This is a genomic window from Gemmatimonadota bacterium (assembly GCA_016720805.1).
In the GTDB taxonomy this organism is placed as follows: Bacteria; Gemmatimonadota; Gemmatimonadetes; order Gemmatimonadales; family GWC2-71-9; genus Palsa-1233.
The window spans coordinates 994,240-1,011,441 of sequence record JADKJZ010000014.1 but is presented as its reverse complement, the minus strand read 5'-3'; the positions used below and the strand labels follow the sequence as shown (position 1 = coordinate 1,011,441).

Here is a 17,202-nt window from a genome sequence, read left to right as displayed (position 1 = left end):
CGAGGGAGTGTGGCGAGACATCACGCTACTTCCCGGTCGAGATTCGGAACCGGACCACGGTCGGGACATCGTCCTGATCCCGCACGACGGCGTAGACGTGGCTGCCGACGATCACTGGCGAGAACCGGAGGAAGAGCGGGACGGGAAGCGCCACGCGCGCGGCGAGGGCCCCTGTGGTCGAGTACACCTCGTACCGTTCTCCCACCGCATCGGTCGTGGGAACCATCACCCAGAGCCGTTGCTGGTCATCCTCTGACAGCGCCAGAATGGCGGGGCGGTTGACCGGCACGGCACTCGCTTCGACATCCCCTTCCGTGCCACCGGCCTTGACGACGGCGCGGCGAAACTCCGCGATGGCACTGTCGCGCATCGCGGCCGGATAACGGACGGGGGTCGCGCGCCCCGAGATCGTGCGCAGCGTGTCGCCCTGGCCGAGCCGCAATTTGAACACACGATAGTGGGCGGCGTCGCTGCACCAGACGGCGCCATCGGCGGTGACCTCAGAGAGGGAAGGCGGCAGGAGCGGGTAGAACATCGGACGATTGCCGACCCGGATCATCCGCGTCGGCTGAGGGCCCGGCGGTGAGCACGACGGCACGGTCAAGGTATCGAGGACCGTGCCGTCCTTCGTCCGTCGCTGCATCGCGATGTCGAAATTGGCCGACTGCGGATTGCGAATCACCTGCATCAGCAGGTGGCCGACACGATCCGGCTGCACGGGGACATGCAATCGATCAGTATTCATGATCGGCATGGTGCGGAGGTAACTGCCGTCGGCGCCCATCACGGTGACCCGGCCGTTGCCTGGATCATTGATCCAGAGGGTGCCGTCGGGCGCTCGCCCCCAGGGCATCATCGATCGGAACTCGCCCGGCCCGCTCCCCTTCCCGCCGGAACTCGACAGAAAGCGGCCGTCCGCCGCGAAGCGGAGGATGCCCTGAGTGGCCTCCTCTTGCACAAGCACCGAGCCATCTGGTGCGACGGCCACGCCGAGCACCTTGGTCAGTTCCGCGCGTGGATCGGTCGCGGAGCCGAAACGGGCCTCCTCCACCAGCCGCCACGTGGCCTGCGCGTGGGCGCGTCCGCAAGAGAGGAGGAGGATGCCGGTCGCTATCCAACTGGTGAGGGCACGCTGCATGGGGGTCTCGATGGGAGGGGGGCTGCCTGAGGATCTCCCTCCCCTGTCGATTCCGCAATCCACTGGCGGTTTCCGCCCGCCCGACCGGGTCAGCTGGTGCCAGCCGCTCCGAGGGCGCGCTCGATGCGGGTGCGCATCAGAGCGACCATCCCGGGGTCCACCGGGACCGCGGCCACCTGCGCAAGAAAGCCCCGACAGAAATCGACATGCGACTGGCACCCGGTGCAGGAGGCCAGATGCTCCCTGATGGCCTCCCAGGCCGCCGGGTCGCCCTCGCCATCGAGATAGTCCCAGAGCTGGCGGACGACGTCCACGCACTGAAGCGGCGGCTGGTTGGTCATTCGGCGACTCCCCGCGACGGGTGGCGGACGATGCCCGCATCCCGGGCGTGTTCGATGAGGGCGACCTGCAATTCCCGTCGGGCCCGAAAGAGCCGCGAGCGGATGGTGCCGATCGGGAGACCGAGCGCGTCGGCCGCCTCCTGGTACGAATGCTCCCCGACGTCGACGAGAGCGAAGACGACGCGATACGGATCGGCCAGCTGCACCATGGCCCGCGCCAGCGCAGGGCCGAAGTCGATCCTCAGGAACGGATCGGGCATCCCGCTCGCCTTGACGCCGTTGTGCAGCTGCATGTTCGCCATCACTTCGAGCGTGGCGTCGTCCTCGACCTCGACGAAGAAGCGGGCTCGATGCCGACTGCGAAGGAAGAGGTTGCGACAGATGGCGAAGAGCCACGGCCGGAGCGGGCGCGCCGGATCGTAGCCGGCCCGACCGCGGACCCCGTGCAGGTAGGTGTCCTGTACGAGGTCGGCCGCGGCGTCGGGGTCGCGTTCGAGGGACCCGGCGAAACGCATCACGTCGGGGAGGTGGGCCAACAGGTCACGCTCAAACGCGTCGCTCACTCGTGCTGGCCACCCATCATCGCCTTCCCTCCACCGATGCCGAGCGGCGCCAGCGCAGCCTCCAGGTCCTGCGAACCGCCGACGCCGGTGTAGACCACCTTCCCGGACTGGTTGATCACGACAAGATACGACGTGTGCGGCGCGGCATACGCCTTGTAGGCCGCACCATCCGTGTCGAACAGGAAGATCCCCTTCATCGCATTCTTCTCGACAAAAGCCTTGGCGCGCTCCGGCGTCTGGTTCTGCGGCACCGTCATGCCGATGAAGGTGACGCGATCACCGTACTTCGCCTTCGCGGCGGCAAGGGCGGGCTCCAGCTGCTTGCAGAGCGGACACCACGTCGCCCAGAACTCGATCACGACCGGCCCGTTGCCGAGGTACGTCGACAAGTTCACGGCGGTGCCATCGAGCGTGTGGACCGCGGCGCCCGGTGCCATGGCGCCGACGGCGATCCCGGTGTCCTGCGCGGCGAGCGGCGCGGTGCCAAGCGCGGTGAGGACCGCGAGGGTGCGAACGATGTTCATATCAGGAGACTCCCCATGGTGATGAAGTAATACTCGGCGGCGCCGAGCATGAGGACCGCGAACCCCCGTTTGACCCAGAGCATCCAGGCTCCGGCTCTCGGCAGGGTCGCGGCGAGACCGCTCGTGAGACCGACGGCCACAAGGAGCGCCGACATTCCGAGCGAAAACGCGAAGAGATATCCGAAGCCCAAGAGGGCACTCCCGGTGCGAGTGACCCAGGTCAGGACCGCCCCGAACACCGGCGCCCCGCAGGGGGCGGCCACCAGTCCGGAGGCCGCCCCCATCAGGAGGGCGCCGACCGCGCGGCCGCCGGTGGATTGCGTCGCCGCGCGGTGCTGCCAGCGTGCCGGGATCGGCACCGCGACGACGTCGAGCATCATCAGGGCGAACAGGAGCAGCAGATTGCCTTGGAGGAACAACGACCAGGGATTGGTACTGATCCCGCCGAAGAGGGTCCCGGTCAGTCCGGCGATGAGGCCCAGCGTCGCATACACGGCGGTCAACCCCAGGACATAGGCCATGGTGAGCACAGCCGCGCGCCGGCGGGAGCGACCGCTCCCCTCGGCCGTGGTACCGCCGCCGACGATGGCGGCGGTGATCGGGATCATCGGATAGAGGCAGGGCGTGAGCGAGGTGACCACGCCGCCGGCGAAGGTCAGCGCGAGCCCGAGCAACGGATGATCGGTGAGGGAGGTGCCGAGGTCGATCGTGAATGGCATGCCCCACATAGGCGTGGGGGGCGGAATCAGTTCCCGGGTGGTTGGCTGACGGCGGGAGTCGCGAGCGAACCCGTCGTCTCGGCGACCTCACTCCTACCCCATCGGCAGCCAGATGAAGAAGCGCGTCCCTGCTGCTTTGGTCGAGGTGAAGTCGACCCGGCCACCAAGGTAGACCTCGACGAACAGCCGCAGGCTGTAGGTCCCGGTCCCACGGCCGCTCCCCTTCGTGCTGAAGCTCCGCTGGAAGATCTGACGCTGGATCTCGGCCGGAATGACTCCTTCGTTCCAGCACGAGAACTCGCAGCCTGCTCCAGCACGCGCGGCGCCGAGTCGCACGGTGGTCCCGGGAAGGGTCGCCTCCAGCGCGTTCCTCAACAGGTTGCCGAGAATGTGCTTCAGGAGGGAGGATCGGAGCGCAGCACGAACGAGGGGAGGTCGGCCTCGAGGGCGATCTCCTTCCCCATTGCCGCAGGATGGAACTGGAACGCCTCGCGCACCTCGTGCAGCAGATGGTTCGCCGCGACAGGCTCCGGCAGGATGACGAGCTTGCCGCGCTCGGCGTCGAGCAATCGCTGCTGGCCCTTGATCTCGTTGACCATCGCCTGGGACGACATCACGAGGTCGTCCACGATCACGGGATAGAGCGCGGGCTCCTTTGCGGTCTCTGCCAGGAGCCCGGATACCCCGGTGGCCATGCTCAGGACATCATGGAACAAGACCCGTTCGAGCAGATCCCGCCGCTTCTCGGCACTGATATCGCTCAACACAAGCAACGCGTACTCGTCGCCCTGCCAGGCGAACGGCGAGGCGGTGACGCGGAGTTCGTAGCAATCGCCCGACCGCGTCGTGATCAGCTGTTCGGTGGTCACCTCCTGACCACGGAGCGCCGTGAGGGAGGCCTGAAGCTCACCGCACGTCCGACACCCCCTGGCAATCCCGCAGCCCGAGCCATCGCTGTCCAGGTGCCGGCAGGCGACCATCTCGCCGACTCGCAGCCCTTGGACGTCGGTGTGCCCGAGTTTCCCCGCCAGGCGTGCGGCGGCCCGATTGGCGAAGAAGACCTGCCGTTCGCTGTCCAGAATGATGACAGCCGAGGGGATCGCGTCGAGCACGGATTGCATCATGCCGAGCTCGGAAGGCACCGCCCTGGCGTCGTCGAGGAGGTCGAGGGGGAGCGATTCAGGCGGTGCAGCGCAGGTGTTCGGCATGACAACCCTCCGTTTCAGGCGAAACTGCAATCCTGCCACGGACGGGAAGGGCAATTCGAGCGCCAGCCCGCCGACCCGGTGCCGGCGTTCGACCTAACGCCAGCCCTTCACCGCCCCCATCTGACGGCGAGGGGGTGCAGGTTGTAAGGGGAAGCACGGTGGGCGGGACTCGAGCCGCGGGCGAGTGAGGTCGCGATGCTTCCCGCGCTACTTGAGCGCCTGGGGGTATGGCACGACACTGATCCGTTCCGCACCATCCGCATCCGTGTGCATCATGGCCACGCCATCGGGGAGCAGCGCGAGGACGAACACTCGACGGGCTGCGCTCGGCAGCGGCAGTGCAATTCGTCCGGTCACCGCTCCCTCGAGCGAGAGCACGGTGGTGGTTCCTGCATCCGCGCCGGCGGCGATCGTCGGCCAGAGCCAGATGTGACCGTGCGAGGCGGCCGCCACGTCAGCAAACGCCGGCCAATGCGCGGCACGCGGCCGGGCCCGTACTTCAGCCCAGTACCTTTCCAGTTGCTCGGGTGTTGCCCCGCGGGGAGCGCGACCGTAGTGCGCGGGAATGTTGGCGTCGGTGACTTCACGCCGGGGGCCGGCCCATTGAAGCAGTCGATGGAACTTTCCCTCTGCGGTCAACAGGAGAATTTCACCGCGATTCGGATCGCCAACGAAGATCAGCGTATCCGAGAAGCCCACCATCAACGGACCCGCCCCGACCACCTCTCGCCCAAGCGCGGGCGCGCGATGCACCGTGCGCGCAGGCTCCATCGGCGCGCCGCGCCTGATGACCTCGTCAGTCCACGTCCCGGGCGCGGAGTCGCGCACGCTCCGGGTGAGGAGGACCGCTCCGTTGCCGGAGCAGGCGCCATCGCGCATCCGCTCCTGCTCCACCGGCACCGTGGCAATGACGCCGACCCCGACGACGATGTACGCAAGCCGCGCGTTGCCGACGTCCATCGCCACCAACGTGTCGCCATGGAAGTGGCATGGCGCTCCGAGCATGCGGAAGTCACCGGGTCCCGAGCCTGCCTGGCCGTACCGCCACCGCTCCACACCGCTGCTATCGAACATCCTCACGCGGTGCTCCTCAACCAGCACCAGGCGACCGTCTCCCAGCGAGACGAGGCCTGCCACCGAGGCAAACTCATCATCCGGGTTGGCCTGCAATCCGCCAAGCGTAAGCGATGGATGCATCGTTTCGTCGAGCGGAACCGCGCGCTCCGCGGATGAGGCGACATCGAACGCGACTGTGTCGGACAGCCTTCGATCGACCTGCGCCGTGCCGCACGCCGTGATGAGTGCTACAAGGACCAGTTGTTGGCGGCGGATCGTCATGGCGCGGGCTCCCGTGAAGTGCGATCAGGGAAGATATCCGCGATGAGGCTGCAAAACGAAACGTTCCTGCGCACTGGTCGACTCCGGCTAAGTTGCAGCAGTGGAACGTCTTACGTGGCTCGGCAGCGAAGGCAGGGGTTGGGACCGAGTGTATCGCGGCGCAGCTTGGCCATGCAAGCACCCAGATGGTCAACAAGGTCTACATGCGCTTCCAACCTTCGCTGGCAGCGATGGCGCAGATGTTCGATCGGATGGAATTGCGCCATGCCGTGAGCGGGGTAGCCTGAGTATGAAGAGTTGCCCTGGTTCAATCCTTGGTTCAGGGGCAAATGAAGATGACGCCATCCCGATTGGGGATGGCGCCATCTTGTTGCCACGATTGATTTTGACGAATAGCTGGGGCGGGACTCGAACCGGCGACCCCGGCATTATGAGTGCCGTGCTCTAACCAGCTGAGCTACCCTGCCAGGCGGCCACTCACGGGCGACCGGGACGCAAAAGTAGCAAACCACCCCTCCGAAGGGAACGTCCCGGCTCCTACCGCCCCCCCGAATCCCCTCGCTCCAGCCGGATCGACATCTCTCCGGGCCGGATCACCCCCCATTCCTCGCGGGCCACCCGCTCCTGCACGACCGGCGACGTCTCCAGCGAATCATGGAAGCTCCGGAGCGAATCGACCTGCCGATGGAGCGACTTGATCTCCGCCTGGAGCGCCTCCTCCTCGCGCCCGAGCGCCCGGGCATCACCCACGGTGAACATCCCCCCCCGGAAGCCGAAGACGACCGCGAGGAGTAGTACCCCGAGCGCCAGCCAGCGACCGACGGTCACTGCGGATAAAGCTCCGCACCGGGGTAGTGCGCGACGGGCCCGAGCTCCTCGGCGATCCGGAGCAGCTGATTGTACTTGGCCATCCGGTCGGTGCGGGACGCGCTGCCGGTCTTGATCTGCCCCACGCCGGTGGCGACCGCCAGGTCCGCAATGAAGGTGTCCTCGGTCTCGCCTGAACGGTGGGAGATGATTGCGCCGAAGGCACTCGACTTCGCCATCTCGATGGCCTGCAGCGTCTCCGTCAGCGTGCCGATCTGGTTGACCTTGATCAGGATCGCATTCGCGGCACCCTCCTCGATCCCGCGGCCGAGCAACTCGACGTTGGTGCAGAACAGGTCGTCGCCGACGATCTGACACTTGTCACCCAGCACCTCGGTCATGTGCGTCCAGCCCGCCCAGTCCCCTTCGGCCAGTCCGTCCTCGATCGACACGATCGGATACTTGGCGCACCAACCCTGATACAGCGCCACCATCTCCTCGGACGAGCGCCGCGACTTGTCGCCCTTCTTGAAGACGTACCCGCCATCCTGGTAGAGCTCCGACGCCGCCACGTCGAGCGCGATCGCGATGTCGGCGCCGGGACGGTAGCCGGCCTTTTCGATCGCCTCCATCACCGCGTCGAGCGCGGCCTCGTTACTCGGCAAGTCCGGCGCAAAGCCGCCTTCGTCGCCGACGGCCGTCGACAACTTCTTGCCACTCAGCACCTTCTTGAGCGCGTGGAAGACCTCGACTCCCATCCGGAAGCCCTCGCTGAACTCCTCGGCGCCGACCGGCACGATCATGAACTCCTGCGCATCGACGTTGTTGCTCGCGTGCGCGCCGCCGTTGATGATGTTCATCATCGGCACCGGCATCACCCGCGCCATCGGCCCACCGAGATAGCGATACAGCGGCATGTCGAGCTGCGTGGCCGCCGCACGCGCCGTCGCCATCGAGACGGCGAGGATCGCGTTGGCCCCGAGCTTCGCCTTGTTCGGCGTGCCGTCGATGTCGGTCATCTCGGCATCGATTGCGATCTGCTCGAAGACGGAGATTCCCTCGAGCCGCGGCCCGATGATCTCGATCACGTTGCGCACCGCGCCACGCACGCCCTTGCCGCCGTAGCGCGCCGGATCGCCGTCACGCAGCTCCACCGCCTCCTTCTCGCCGGTGGACGCGCCACTCGGCACGGCGGCCCGGCCGCGTGCCCCGGAGGCGGTGACCACCTCGGCTTCGACGGTCGGATTACCACGGGAATCGAGGATTTCGCGGGCGGTCACTTCGATGATGGTGCTCATCGGGAATCTCGGACTGGGTAAAGGGGGGAAACCAGCGTGGAAGGATGGACGGGGCCGCCAGCGGAATCAACGGCGGCCCGGCTCAAAGGCGGTGCTGAAAGCCCGCCAGCGGGACGACGACGCCATGCAGGGTCGCCTCGACCCCGGTACCGGCCACGACCTCGCCGATCCTGGTCAGGGCCACCCCGGCCGCCGGCTCGCACTCGCGCACCGCCCCGAAGTCCGGGGGCAGCGTCACCAGCAGCTCGTAATCCTCACCACCGACCGCCGCGAACGTGGCGAATGGCTCGCCCCGACGGGCGGCCACCCGATGGACCGAAGGATGGATCGGACAGCGCTCGAGGGTGAGACGCAGCCCGACGCCGGAGGCCGCCGCCAGGTGGGCCGCATCACCCCCGAGCCCATCGCTGATGTCCATCATCGCCGTGGCACCCTGCGCAGCCAACCACCGCCCCGCGAGGATGCGCGGCTGCGGGCGCGCGAACGCCATCCGCGCTGCGGGGCTCGGCCGTTCGCCGTCGAGCCAATCGAGGAGGGCCGCACGTGCAGCACCAAGCGCCCCGGTCACGTACACACCATCGCCTGGCCGCGCGCCGCGCCGCGACATCGGCGCCGGCCGCGCATGGCCGAGCACCGTGACCGTGAGGGCCAGGGAGGGGCCAGCCGAGAGATCACCGCCGAGCACGCGACACCCCACGGACTGCGCCGCCTCGCCGACGCCCGACATCACGGCGGCAAGCCCTGCGTCGTCGAGGTCGGGGGGCACCACCACGGCGACGGTGAGACCAGCTGGTGTCGCGGCGGCGGCCGCCAGGTCGGAGAGCGCGCTCGCCGCAGCCCGCCAGCCGATCTCCGGGAGCGTCAACCAGTCACGTCGGAAGTGCACCTCCTCGACGGAGGCATCGGTCGAGACAACCAGGACGCCGGGCAGCATCGGGACCGCCGCCGTGTCGTCACCGAGGTCGCCGGCTGACGGTCCAAGCGCCTCGGCAATCTGACGAATCCGGTCGAACTCGCGCCCGCCAGCCAGCGGAATGCGTGTCATCGCCCTTGCAACCGCAGACGCACCAGTCCTTCCGTGGTGCCGATCCAGAGGTAGCTCCCCTCGCTGGCGATCGCCGTCACGCCACCGGGGAGGTCGGTCGGTGCATACAGGATGCGCATCAGCGGCGACATCGGCCGAACGAACCCGGCGCCACGATCACCGCCGACCCAGATGCCATCCGAGGTGATGGCGAAGGCGGTGAGTCGGCCCAATCCGGCAAGCAGCGGTCCCACGGTCCAGGCGCCCGTGACGGGATCGCGCCAGAGCAATTGGGATTCGGTCATGGCAACCAGCGTGTCGGCGACGTAGCCGATGCCGCGCACCGGCACGTGCGCCGCGCCCAGCCGGGCGAGCCCCTCGGGCTCCGCGAGCCCCACCTCGCCCGGCATCCACGCCCGCAATCCGAAGGGCGTGCCGACCCAGAGCGTGTCACCGCGCGAGAGCAGCGCGTACGCAGGATCGATGAATCGCATCGCCAAACGTTCGGCCGTGCCATCATCATGCAATTCCGCGAGTCCGCGCATCGTACCCGCCACCATCCGACCCTGGTGCAGCACGAGGCTTGCCGTGCGCGGATCGGGCAAGCCATTCACCTCGTTCCAGCGCGTGGTCCGCCGGTCGGGAAGCGTGAGCCGCACCACCCCCTGGTCGGTCGCCAGCCAGAGCGCGCGGTCCGAGGCAACAATCCGCCGTGCCGCCGCGAACGGCAGCCCGAACGGCGGTGCGCCGTCGACGCTGGTGCTGGTCGAGAGATCGAGGGGCAGGAAGGCCAGCTCGGCCGAGGTGCGCAGCTCGGCGTCGGTGGCGACCCAGATGCCATCCGGCAGCAACGCGATCGCCCCGACAGCAGTGCCCCGCAGACCGAGCGATAGTGGCGGTGCGGTGGCACCGATCCGGTCAAGCTTGAGGACGCCGAGATTGCTGGTACCGAGCAGCCAGGTGGCGCCGTCGGAAAGCGGTGCCGCGGCGGTGAGCCGACCCTGCTCCAACCCCGGGCCGGTTACGAGTCGAGGTGCGATGGTGCGGAGCTGCGGCACATCGCGCAGCGCATCGTCGATCGTCGGCGCGATCTGCAGCGAGCGAGATGGGGTCGCGGGTTGTGTCGCGCCGCCGATGCGGGCCTGTCGATACCAGCGTCCGTCGATCCGGAACCACGCGCCGCCGAGCGCATCAGCCGGATCGACGCCGATGGCGGTCGGCGTCCCGGGGAGCGGACCCTCGTCCCACCGCTCGAGCAGCGGGGTGTAGTGAATCCATCCCTGCGCCGTGCCGAGCCAGAGCGACTGATCGGCCGGGTCGAGGATGGCGAGCCGGACGTCACGCAGCATCCCGGGGCGCGGCGGCGTCCGCGGCACCTCCCACCGCTGCGTCAGCGGGCGCCAGAGCCCAACGGCTGTCGGGAAGGCAACAAAGACCCGATCATACGCCGTGGCGATCGCGTTCACGCTGGCGAAGTTGCCGAGGACGACCCGATCCTCCGGCCGGAACGGACTCGCGGGCGTCGGCAGCCCTGCCCCGCCCCCGATCGCGGGACCACACCCCGCCAGGAGCGCCGCCACCACCACCGTCAACCGGCGCATCACTCGCGCCTCGGCGCGGGGAGGTCGAGCACCACCGGTGCGCGCGGCGCCGGTGCCGCACGGCCCCACCAGCGCCAGACATCGGGGAGCGCGGCAATCACATCCATCGGGCGCATCGCACGGGCCGTGGTGCGGCGGGCGGCGTGATCGGCGGCGTCCCCGAGCGCCTGCGCCGCAACCGCCGCGGCGTCGAGCGGGTCGTCGAGTTGGGTCATCATGGTACCGAGTATCCCGGAGAGCACATCGCCGCTGCCGCCGGTGGCGAGTCCGGGATTGCCGGCCGCCACGGTGCGCGTCGGCTGGCCGTGCTGCGCGATCACGGTCGGCACGCCCTTCAGCAACACCGTGGCCGGGACCATGGCAGCAGCCGATTCGGCGGCACCCCACGGATCCGTCTCGAGCGCCTGACTGCAGCCGGGAAAGAGGGCGCGAAACTCCCCGAGATGTGGTGTGAGCACCAACGGCCTCCGCGCGGCAACGGCGGAAAGCTCCTGCAGCGCATCACGCAGGGCGATCAGGGCGTCGGCATCGACCACCGCGCGCGCGCTCTCGCCGAGGACGGCCAGGACGAAGTCGCGGCGCTCGGCGGCGCGTCCCAGCCCGGGCCCGATCACGACGACATCGGCGCCGTGCAGCAGGGCCATCAGGGAATGTTCGAGCGGTGCCGCGAACGGATGCTCGAGCACTTGCAGGTCGGGTTCCGCGGTGCGCAGCGTGGTCGCCGCTCCGACCGGCGCAACCACGTGCACGAGTCCAGCGCCCGCCCCGAACGCGGCGCGAGCGGCGAGCCGAGCCGCGCCGGTCATCCCCTCGCTCCCACCGATGATCACCACGCGGCCGCGCGTGCCCTTGTGGCTCCGCGAGGGAAGCTGCGCGAGGCGGCTCACCGCCCACTCACGCCGCACGAGCGTGGGCCATGACGGATCGGCAGCCGGGAGTCCGATCTCGACCACCGCGAGGTCACCCACTTCATCCCGCGCGAGCAGATGCCCACGCCGTGGCGCGCCGAAGGTCACGGTGAGGGCGGCGGGAAGCGCGCCGTAGGCGACACCCGTCGCGAGGTCGAGGCCCGATGGCCCATCGACGGCGATGATCGGATGCTGCAGATCGGCGATCCGATGCAACAGGTGGTCGATCGGGGCACGCGGTGCGCCGTGCGCCCCAGTGCCCAGCAGCCACGGGCCGTCGATCGCGACGGTCCGGACGCCGTCGGCCAACGCGTCGGCCCGCACCCTCTGGGTGAGCAGCGCGCGCGCCGGCTCGCTCTCGACCACCCAGACCGGGAGTCCGAGCCGGTGCAAGAGGCGCGCTGTCACCCAGCCGTCGCCACCGTTGTGCCCAGCGCCGCATGCAACGAGCACACCCTGCGCCGCCTGCGGACCGACGCGCTCAAGGATCAATTGCGCGACGGCACGCCCCGCACTCTCCATAAGTGTGCGGAGCGGGCGACCACTCGACTCGGCCAATTGATCCCACGCCTTGGCCTGATCAGGCGTGACCACGGGGATGACAGGCATGTCCGAAAGCTACACCGCCCGCCGGATGCTCATCGGTTCTTCGGGGTTACCCACCAGAGGGTGTACGGGACCGGGCCATCCCACGTCGGGCGCTCCGGATCGTCAGCAGCCAGCCAGAGCGCCCCGTAGGAGAGCTTCGAGACATTGGCGATCTTGGCGATGTCGAGGAGGCGTGGTTCATCCGTCGGCTGGTGGTACTCCGGGGTGGTCCCGTTGAAGAACTGCATGATCGGAATGCCGTTCTCGAGATACGGGCCCGCGTCCGTCCGGGGATAATAGAACTCGCTGGTCACGTCCTCGTAGACCTGATCGAGGGCGATGAACGGGAATTCCTTGGCGGCGCGCATCAGATTCGCCTGCGTGTTGCTGCTGAGCAACTTCGGCCCGGTGACGTAGATCGAATCCGCCGACGAGAGATTCTGGATGCGCGCGCTGTTGGGCGCACGGCTGCGCCCGATCATGTCGTTGCTGACATGGAGCACCAGCTTGCTCGACCACGGGCCATACGCGATGAACCGGGTCCCCCACAGCCCCGTCTCCTCACCAGAATCCCAGATCATGAGGATGGAACGCCGAGGCCTCGGGCCGGTGACGATGGCACGCGCCACCGCCAGATTGCCGGCGCTGCCGCTGGCGTTGTCGTCGGCGGCGTTGTATTGGTCGGGGAGCTTGTTGCCGGGAATCTCGCCTCCGGCGCGGACCGCACCGTCGAGGTGCGCGGCGAGCGAGATCCATTCGTCGTTCAGCTTCGGGTCCGATCCTTCCCACAACCCCACCACATTGTACGGGTGCGCCTCGGCGGTCGTCGCAGCAAAGTTGATGCTGACGCGTTTGCCGAGCGCGGCCGACTTCGGGTAGCGCTTGGTCGCATCCGCCGCGAGGACCTCGGCCGCCGAAACGCTGGTGCCTGCCAGCAACCTTCTGACGGCGGCTTCCGACAGGACCACGCGGGGGACCTGATACTGGGCGTAGGCCACCCCGGGTGACGGATTGAGATCCTGACCTGTGGTCGCGCGACGGTTCCAGCCGTTCAGCAAGCCGGGGGTGGGGACCAGCAGTATCCCGAGCGCCCCCTTGAACCGCGCCTCTTCCAGGTAGGTGGTGTAGTCGACTCCCATGACGCCCATCGTGTCGGGGGCGCCAAGCACCCCGCCGCTCCGCACCTGCCCGCGCACCGTGACGGGATTGACGAGGATCCACTTCCCCTTGATGTCGAAGCCTGCGTAGGGGTCGATCCCCTTCTTGCGTCGCGCGAGGCCATCCCCGACATAAATCACGTCCGACTGACGCACCCCGCCGACCAGGAAGCTGAACACATAGAAGTCATCGCCCCACTTCAACGGCTCCGTTCCGATCGACCCCGCGACGCGCGTCGTGTCGAGCGTGGACCGGGTCACCGTGTAGTGCGCGAAGTAGCTGCCGTTGTCGCCCATCGGCTTGACGCCGAGCTCCTTGAGCCGTCGGGCGATATAGCTGGCGGCGGAGTCATAGCCGGGTGAGGGCGCATTCGGGAACGGGGTGCGGCGCCCCATGTTGGCGTCGGAGGCGAGGTAGTCCACATCACGTCGGATATCCGATTCGCGAATCTCGCTGGCTGCCTGCTTGGCGGCGGCCAACCTCGACTCGAGCGTGACGGGTCCGACGGTGGGCGCCCGACCGGTCGAGCACGCGGCGATGGCGACCACGACACCGGGAAGAAATCGACGCAACAGCGGCATGACTGCCTCGCATCCAGTGCAGAGTATGGGGGGGGAGCGAACGGCTGGACTATGCGGCGGGGTCCCAGCGCATCGCGCCGATCGTGTCGAAGGCGCCGGCGAACTCGTAGACGTCGAGGAAGTCCTCCTCGCGGTCACCCGGCTGCACGCTCAGCAGGCCGATCGCGACGAGTGCGTAGACGATGCGCCCGAAATCGGCGGTCCGCGTGACCCGCCAATGTTCGAGCACCGACTGCGCCAGCAGCCCGAAGCGCTCGAGTGCGAGGTCGCGACAGGCCCACGACAGCTCCGCCCCGGTGACGTGCCGGCGCGCGTCGAGCCGCTCCTGGAGGAACTCGATCGCCTCCAGCATGAAGAGATACGCGCGTTCGTCGTACTCCGTCCCTGCCACGGCACGGATGCGCGCAAGCACGCCATCAGCGAACTGGAGATCCGGCACGCTGCTCAGCCCCGGGTCCCGGTCGTGGCGTACAACGGGAACTTGCCGGCGAGCTCTTCGACGCTGCCCTTGACCCGCGCCAGGACCGCGGCGTCATGCCGGCCGACGAGCGCCTGGTCGATCAACTCCGCGACCCGCACCATCTCGGCCGTGCCCATGCCGCGGGTCGTGATCGCCGGCGTGCCGAGACGGATGCCGGAGGTCACGAACGGCGACTGCGGGTCGTCCGGGATGGTGTTCTTGTTGACGGTGATGCCCGCCTCGCCGAGCACGCGTTCGGCCTCCTTCCCCGTCAGCTCCTTTGGCCGGAGGTCGACGAGCATGAGGTGCGTGTCGGTGCCGCCCGAGACAATTGCGTAGCCGCGCTCGACCATCGCTTCCGAGAGCGTGTGGGCGTTGTCGACCACCTGCCGGGAATACGCCCGGAAATCTTCGGTGAGCGCCTCACCGAACGCGACGGCCTTCGCGGCGATCACATGTTCAAGCGGCCCGCCCTGACTCCCGGGAAAGACCGACTTGTCGATCGCCTTGGCATGCGGTTCATGGCAGAGGATGATGCCGCCGCGGGGGCCACGCAGCGTCTTGTGCGTGGTGGACGTGGCGATGTGCGCGTGCTCGAGCGGGTTCGGGTGCACGCCGCCCGCCACGAGCCCGGCGAAGTGGGCCATGTCGACGAGGAAGGTGGCCTCGACTTCGTCGGCGATCGCCCGGAAGGCGGCGAAGTCGATGATGCGGGCGTAGGCCGAGCCGCCGGCGATGATCAGCTTTGGGCGCTCGCGGCGCGCCATCTCGCGCACCTGATCGTAGTCGATCCGACCGGTGTCGGCGCGTACGCCGTACTGTACCGACTTCCACACCTGTCCGGAGTGGTTGATCGGGGCGCCATGCGTCAGATGGCCGCCATGCGGCAACGCGAGGCCCATCAGCGTCTCGCCCGGCTTGATCACCGCCATGAAGGCGGCAAAGTTGGCCTGCGCCCCGGAGTGCGGCTGCACATTGGCGTGGGCCGCCCCGAAGAGCTGCTTGCAACGGTCGATGGCCAACTGCTCCACCTGGTCGACGACCTCGCAGCCGCCGTAGTACCGCTTGCCGGGGTAGCCCTCGGCGTACTTGTTGGTCAGGCAGCTGCCCATCGCCTCGAGCACCGCGCGGGAGGCGAAGTTCTCGCTGGCGATCAGTTCCAGCCCTTCCTGCTGACGACGCAACTCCTTGCCGATCAGCCCGGCAATGGTGGGATCGGCAGTGGTCAGCGGGGCATCATGCACCAGGGCGTCGGTCACGTGGCGTCCTCGATCTTGGCGATGCGGCGCTCGTGGCGGCCACCCTCGAAGGGCGTGTCCAGCCAGGCGCCGAGAATGGCGCGGGCGGTGTCGGCGTCGAGGAAGCGCGCCGGGAGGACCAGGACGTTGGCATCGTTGTGCTGCCGCGCGAGGGCGGCAATTTCCGGGGTCCAGGCCACCGCCGCCCGGACGCCGTGATGACGGTTGGCCGCGTAGCTCATCCCCAGGCCGGTCCCGCACATCAGGATGCCGCGCTTCGCCTCCCCCGTCTCCACCTCGCGCGCCACCGGGTGCGCGTAGTCCGCATAGTCGGTCGACTCGGTGGAGTGCGTCCCGACATCCTCGACGTCGAAGCCCCGCCGCTCGAGTTCAGCGACGAGGATCTCTTTCAGTTCATAGCCGGCGTGGTCGGCGCCGATGGGGATGCGTTCATTCATATCTGAAGATACTCAGTTGGTCGTTAGTCGTTCGTCGTTAGGCCACAGAAGCCGATGCTGTCATCCTGAGCGAAGTCCGCGAAGCGGACGAAGTCGAAGGACCTCCTAACGACCAACGACTAAGGCCTAACGACTATCGATCCCCCGCCACCCACATCCGCTTCAGCGCCGCCACCGAGCTGATCCGCTCCTCGGCGAGGCGATCGGCGGCCTGGTAGGACGGGATGCCGTCGCGGGCGGCGATGGTGTAGACGCGGGTCATCGTGTCGTAGATCTCCTGCGCCTTCCGCTTGGCCCGCTCCATCGTCCAGCCCTGCAGCTCGCCGTAGACGTTGATCACGCCGCCGCCATTGATGACGTAGTCCGGGGCGTACAGGATCCCCTTCTCCTCGATCATCCTGCCGTGGCGCTCCTCGGCGAGCTGGTTGTTCGCACCGCCCGCGACGATCTCGACCTTCAGGCGGCCGATGGTGTCGTCGTTGAGGATCGCCCCCAGTGCGCACGGCGCGAAGATGTCGGCCTTGGCATCGAAGATCGCATCCGCCGAGACAGCGGTCGCCCCCAGCTCATCCACGACCCGCGCCACCTTCTGCTCATCGATGTCGCTGACGATCAGCCGCGCCCCCTCCTGCTTGAGGTGGCTCATGAGGTAGTACGCGACCTTGCCGCAACCCTGCACTGCGATCGTCTTGCCGGCGAGCGAGTCCTTCCCCCATTTCGCCTTGGCCGAGGCCTTCATCCCGACGTAGACGCCGTAGCCGGTCACCGGCGACGGGTCACCCGAGAGGTTCAGCAGCCCGGCGACGTGCTTCGTCTCCCGCTTGATGAACTCCATGTCGGTCGGCGAGGTGCCGACGTCCTCGGCGGTGATGTAGCGCCCGCCCAGCGACTCGACAAAGCGGCCATGCGCCCGGAAGAGCGACTCACGATCGGCGCGCTTCGGATCGGCGACGATGACCGCCTTGCCGCCGCCCAGGTTCAGCCCGGCCACCGCACTCTTGTAGGTCATCCCGCGCGCCAGCCGCAGGGCGTCGTGCAGCGCGGCATCCGTGCTCTCGTACTGCCACACCCGGGTCCCGCCAAGGGCCGGCCCGAGCGTGGTGTCGTGGATCGCGATGATGCCGAAGTAGCCGCAGGACGGTTCATGGGAGAAGACCACCTGCTCGTGGCCCATGGTCTGCATGCTGGCGAAGGTGTCCATGAGAAATCCATTCCGTCAGAAGGTGAGGCTGGTGATCGATCATCGATGA

The 17,202-nt window shown here is 68.1% G+C and carries 18 protein-coding genes and 1 tRNA gene; all 19 read right to left on the bottom strand.

Annotated features, from left to right (window positions below):
• Positions 1 to 25: 25 nt before the first annotated feature.
• Positions 26 to 1,138: a hypothetical protein gene (locus IPP98_14950; GenBank protein ID MBL0180393.1), complete on the bottom strand. Its 1,113-nt coding sequence runs from the start codon at positions 1,136 to 1,138 to the stop codon at positions 26 to 28.
• Positions 1,139 to 1,227: 89 nt separating this feature from the next.
• A complete protein-coding gene (locus IPP98_14945) occupies positions 1,228 to 1,479 on the bottom strand; it encodes a zf-HC2 domain-containing protein (protein MBL0180392.1) in 252 nt (83 codons plus the stop codon).
• Positions 1,476 to 2,042, bottom strand: coding sequence for an RNA polymerase sigma factor (locus IPP98_14940; GenBank protein ID MBL0180391.1), 567 nt, complete (start codon positions 2,040 to 2,042; stop codon positions 1,476 to 1,478). The genes IPP98_14945 and IPP98_14940 overlap by 4 nt, the downstream gene beginning before the upstream one ends.
• Positions 2,039 to 2,566, bottom strand: a complete 528-nt coding sequence (locus IPP98_14935; GenBank protein ID MBL0180390.1) for a TlpA family protein disulfide reductase — start codon at positions 2,564 to 2,566, stop codon at positions 2,039 to 2,041. Before IPP98_14935 ends, IPP98_14940 begins: the two co-directional genes overlap by 4 nt.
• Positions 2,563 to 3,285 (bottom strand): sulfite exporter TauE/SafE family protein, encoded by a 723-nt coding sequence (locus IPP98_14930; protein MBL0180389.1) that lies wholly within the window; start codon positions 3,283 to 3,285, stop codon positions 2,563 to 2,565. The genes IPP98_14935 and IPP98_14930 overlap by 4 nt, the downstream gene beginning before the upstream one ends.
• A 93-nt stretch (positions 3,286 to 3,378) precedes the next feature.
• Entirely contained in the window at positions 3,379 to 3,660 is a 282-nt protein-coding gene (locus tag IPP98_14925) for an ATP-binding protein (protein MBL0180388.1), read from the bottom strand.
• A gap of 20 nt (positions 3,661 to 3,680) precedes the next feature.
• Positions 3,681 to 4,493 (bottom strand): PAS domain-containing protein, encoded by an 813-nt coding sequence (locus IPP98_14920; protein MBL0180387.1) that lies wholly within the window; start codon positions 4,491 to 4,493, stop codon positions 3,681 to 3,683.
• 207 nt (positions 4,494 to 4,700) lie between these two features.
• On the bottom strand, positions 4,701 to 5,831 hold the full coding sequence (locus IPP98_14915; GenBank protein MBL0180386.1) for a hypothetical protein: 1,131 nt from the start codon (positions 5,829 to 5,831) through the stop codon (positions 4,701 to 4,703).
• A gap of 392 nt (positions 5,832 to 6,223) precedes the next feature.
• Positions 6,224 to 6,299 (bottom strand) — tRNA-Met (locus tag IPP98_14910).
• Between the two features lie 69 nt (positions 6,300 to 6,368).
• The gene (locus tag IPP98_14905) at positions 6,369 to 6,659 is read right to left on the bottom strand and encodes a septum formation initiator family protein (GenBank protein MBL0180385.1); all 291 of its coding nucleotides are present in this window, start codon (positions 6,657 to 6,659) and stop codon (positions 6,369 to 6,371) included.
• Positions 6,656 to 7,936, bottom strand: coding sequence for a phosphopyruvate hydratase (gene eno, locus IPP98_14900; protein MBL0180384.1), 1,281 nt, complete (start codon positions 7,934 to 7,936; stop codon positions 6,656 to 6,658). Before eno ends, IPP98_14905 begins: the two co-directional genes overlap by 4 nt.
• A gap of 82 nt (positions 7,937 to 8,018) precedes the next feature.
• Positions 8,019 to 8,981, bottom strand: coding sequence for a thiamine-phosphate kinase (gene thiL, locus IPP98_14895; GenBank protein ID MBL0180383.1), 963 nt, complete (start codon positions 8,979 to 8,981; stop codon positions 8,019 to 8,021).
• The gene (locus IPP98_14890; GenBank protein MBL0180382.1) at positions 8,978 to 10,561 is read right to left on the bottom strand and encodes a hypothetical protein; all 1,584 of its coding nucleotides are present in this window, start codon (positions 10,559 to 10,561) and stop codon (positions 8,978 to 8,980) included. Before IPP98_14890 ends, thiL begins: the two co-directional genes overlap by 4 nt.
• Positions 10,561 to 12,078 carry an NAD(P)H-hydrate dehydratase gene (locus tag IPP98_14885; GenBank protein ID MBL0180381.1) on the bottom strand — a complete coding sequence of 506 codons (1,518 nt, stop codon included), beginning with the start codon at positions 12,076 to 12,078 and terminating at the stop codon, positions 10,561 to 10,563. The genes IPP98_14890 and IPP98_14885 overlap by 1 nt, the downstream gene beginning before the upstream one ends.
• A 29-nt stretch (positions 12,079 to 12,107) precedes the next feature.
• Positions 12,108 to 13,796, bottom strand: coding sequence for a M28 family peptidase (locus IPP98_14880; protein MBL0180380.1), 1,689 nt, complete (start codon positions 13,794 to 13,796; stop codon positions 12,108 to 12,110).
• 49 nt (positions 13,797 to 13,845) lie between these two features.
• The gene (locus IPP98_14875; GenBank protein MBL0180379.1) at positions 13,846 to 14,235 is read right to left on the bottom strand and encodes a hypothetical protein; all 390 of its coding nucleotides are present in this window, start codon (positions 14,233 to 14,235) and stop codon (positions 13,846 to 13,848) included.
• A gap of 5 nt (positions 14,236 to 14,240) precedes the next feature.
• Positions 14,241 to 15,485 carry a serine hydroxymethyltransferase gene (locus IPP98_14870; protein MBL0180378.1) on the bottom strand — a complete coding sequence of 415 codons (1,245 nt, stop codon included), beginning with the start codon at positions 15,483 to 15,485 and terminating at the stop codon, positions 14,241 to 14,243.
• A 26-nt stretch (positions 15,486 to 15,511) separates the two neighbouring features.
• Positions 15,512 to 15,952, bottom strand: a complete 441-nt coding sequence (rpiB, locus tag IPP98_14865; protein ID MBL0180377.1) for a ribose 5-phosphate isomerase B — start codon at positions 15,950 to 15,952, stop codon at positions 15,512 to 15,514.
• A gap of 133 nt (positions 15,953 to 16,085) precedes the next feature.
• Positions 16,086 to 17,153 carry a Glu/Leu/Phe/Val dehydrogenase gene (locus IPP98_14860; GenBank protein ID MBL0180376.1) on the bottom strand — a complete coding sequence of 356 codons (1,068 nt, stop codon included), beginning with the start codon at positions 17,151 to 17,153 and terminating at the stop codon, positions 16,086 to 16,088.
• Between the last annotated feature and the right edge of the window lie 49 nt (positions 17,154 to 17,202).

What these genes read in the sequence shown, in the direction of transcription:
- IPP98_14930 (MBL0180389.1), bottom strand. Translation starts at nt 3,285, where the DNA reads ATGCCATTCACGATCGACCTCGGCACCTCCCTCACCGATCATCCGTTG.
- IPP98_14860 (MBL0180376.1), bottom strand. Translation starts at nt 17,153, where the DNA reads ATGGACACCTTCGCCAGCATGCAGACCATGGGCCACGAGCAGGTGGTC.
- IPP98_14920 (MBL0180387.1), bottom strand. Translation starts at nt 4,493, where the DNA reads ATGCCGAACACCTGCGCTGCACCGCCTGAATCGCTCCCCCTCGACCTC.
- eno (MBL0180384.1), bottom strand. Translation starts at nt 7,936, where the DNA reads ATGAGCACCATCATCGAAGTGACCGCCCGCGAAATCCTCGATTCCCGT.
- rpiB (MBL0180377.1), bottom strand. Translation starts at nt 15,952, where the DNA reads ATGAATGAACGCATCCCCATCGGCGCCGACCACGCCGGCTATGAACTG.
- IPP98_14885 (MBL0180381.1), bottom strand. Translation starts at nt 12,078, where the DNA reads ATGCCTGTCATCCCCGTGGTCACGCCTGATCAGGCCAAGGCGTGGGAT.
- IPP98_14880 (MBL0180380.1), bottom strand. Translation starts at nt 13,796, where the DNA reads ATGCCGCTGTTGCGTCGATTTCTTCCCGGTGTCGTGGTCGCCATCGCC.
- IPP98_14890 (MBL0180382.1), bottom strand. Translation starts at nt 10,561, where the DNA reads ATGCGCCGGTTGACGGTGGTGGTGGCGGCGCTCCTGGCGGGGTGTGGT.
- IPP98_14945 (MBL0180392.1), bottom strand. Translation starts at nt 1,479, where the DNA reads ATGACCAACCAGCCGCCGCTTCAGTGCGTGGACGTCGTCCGCCAGCTC.
- thiL (MBL0180383.1), bottom strand. Translation starts at nt 8,981, where the DNA reads ATGACACGCATTCCGCTGGCTGGCGGGCGCGAGTTCGACCGGATTCGT.
- IPP98_14950 (MBL0180393.1), bottom strand. Translation starts at nt 1,138, where the DNA reads ATGCAGCGTGCCCTCACCAGTTGGATAGCGACCGGCATCCTCCTCCTC.
- IPP98_14915 (MBL0180386.1), bottom strand. Translation starts at nt 5,831, where the DNA reads ATGACGATCCGCCGCCAACAACTGGTCCTTGTAGCACTCATCACGGCG.
- IPP98_14935 (MBL0180390.1), bottom strand. Translation starts at nt 2,566, where the DNA reads ATGAACATCGTTCGCACCCTCGCGGTCCTCACCGCGCTTGGCACCGCG.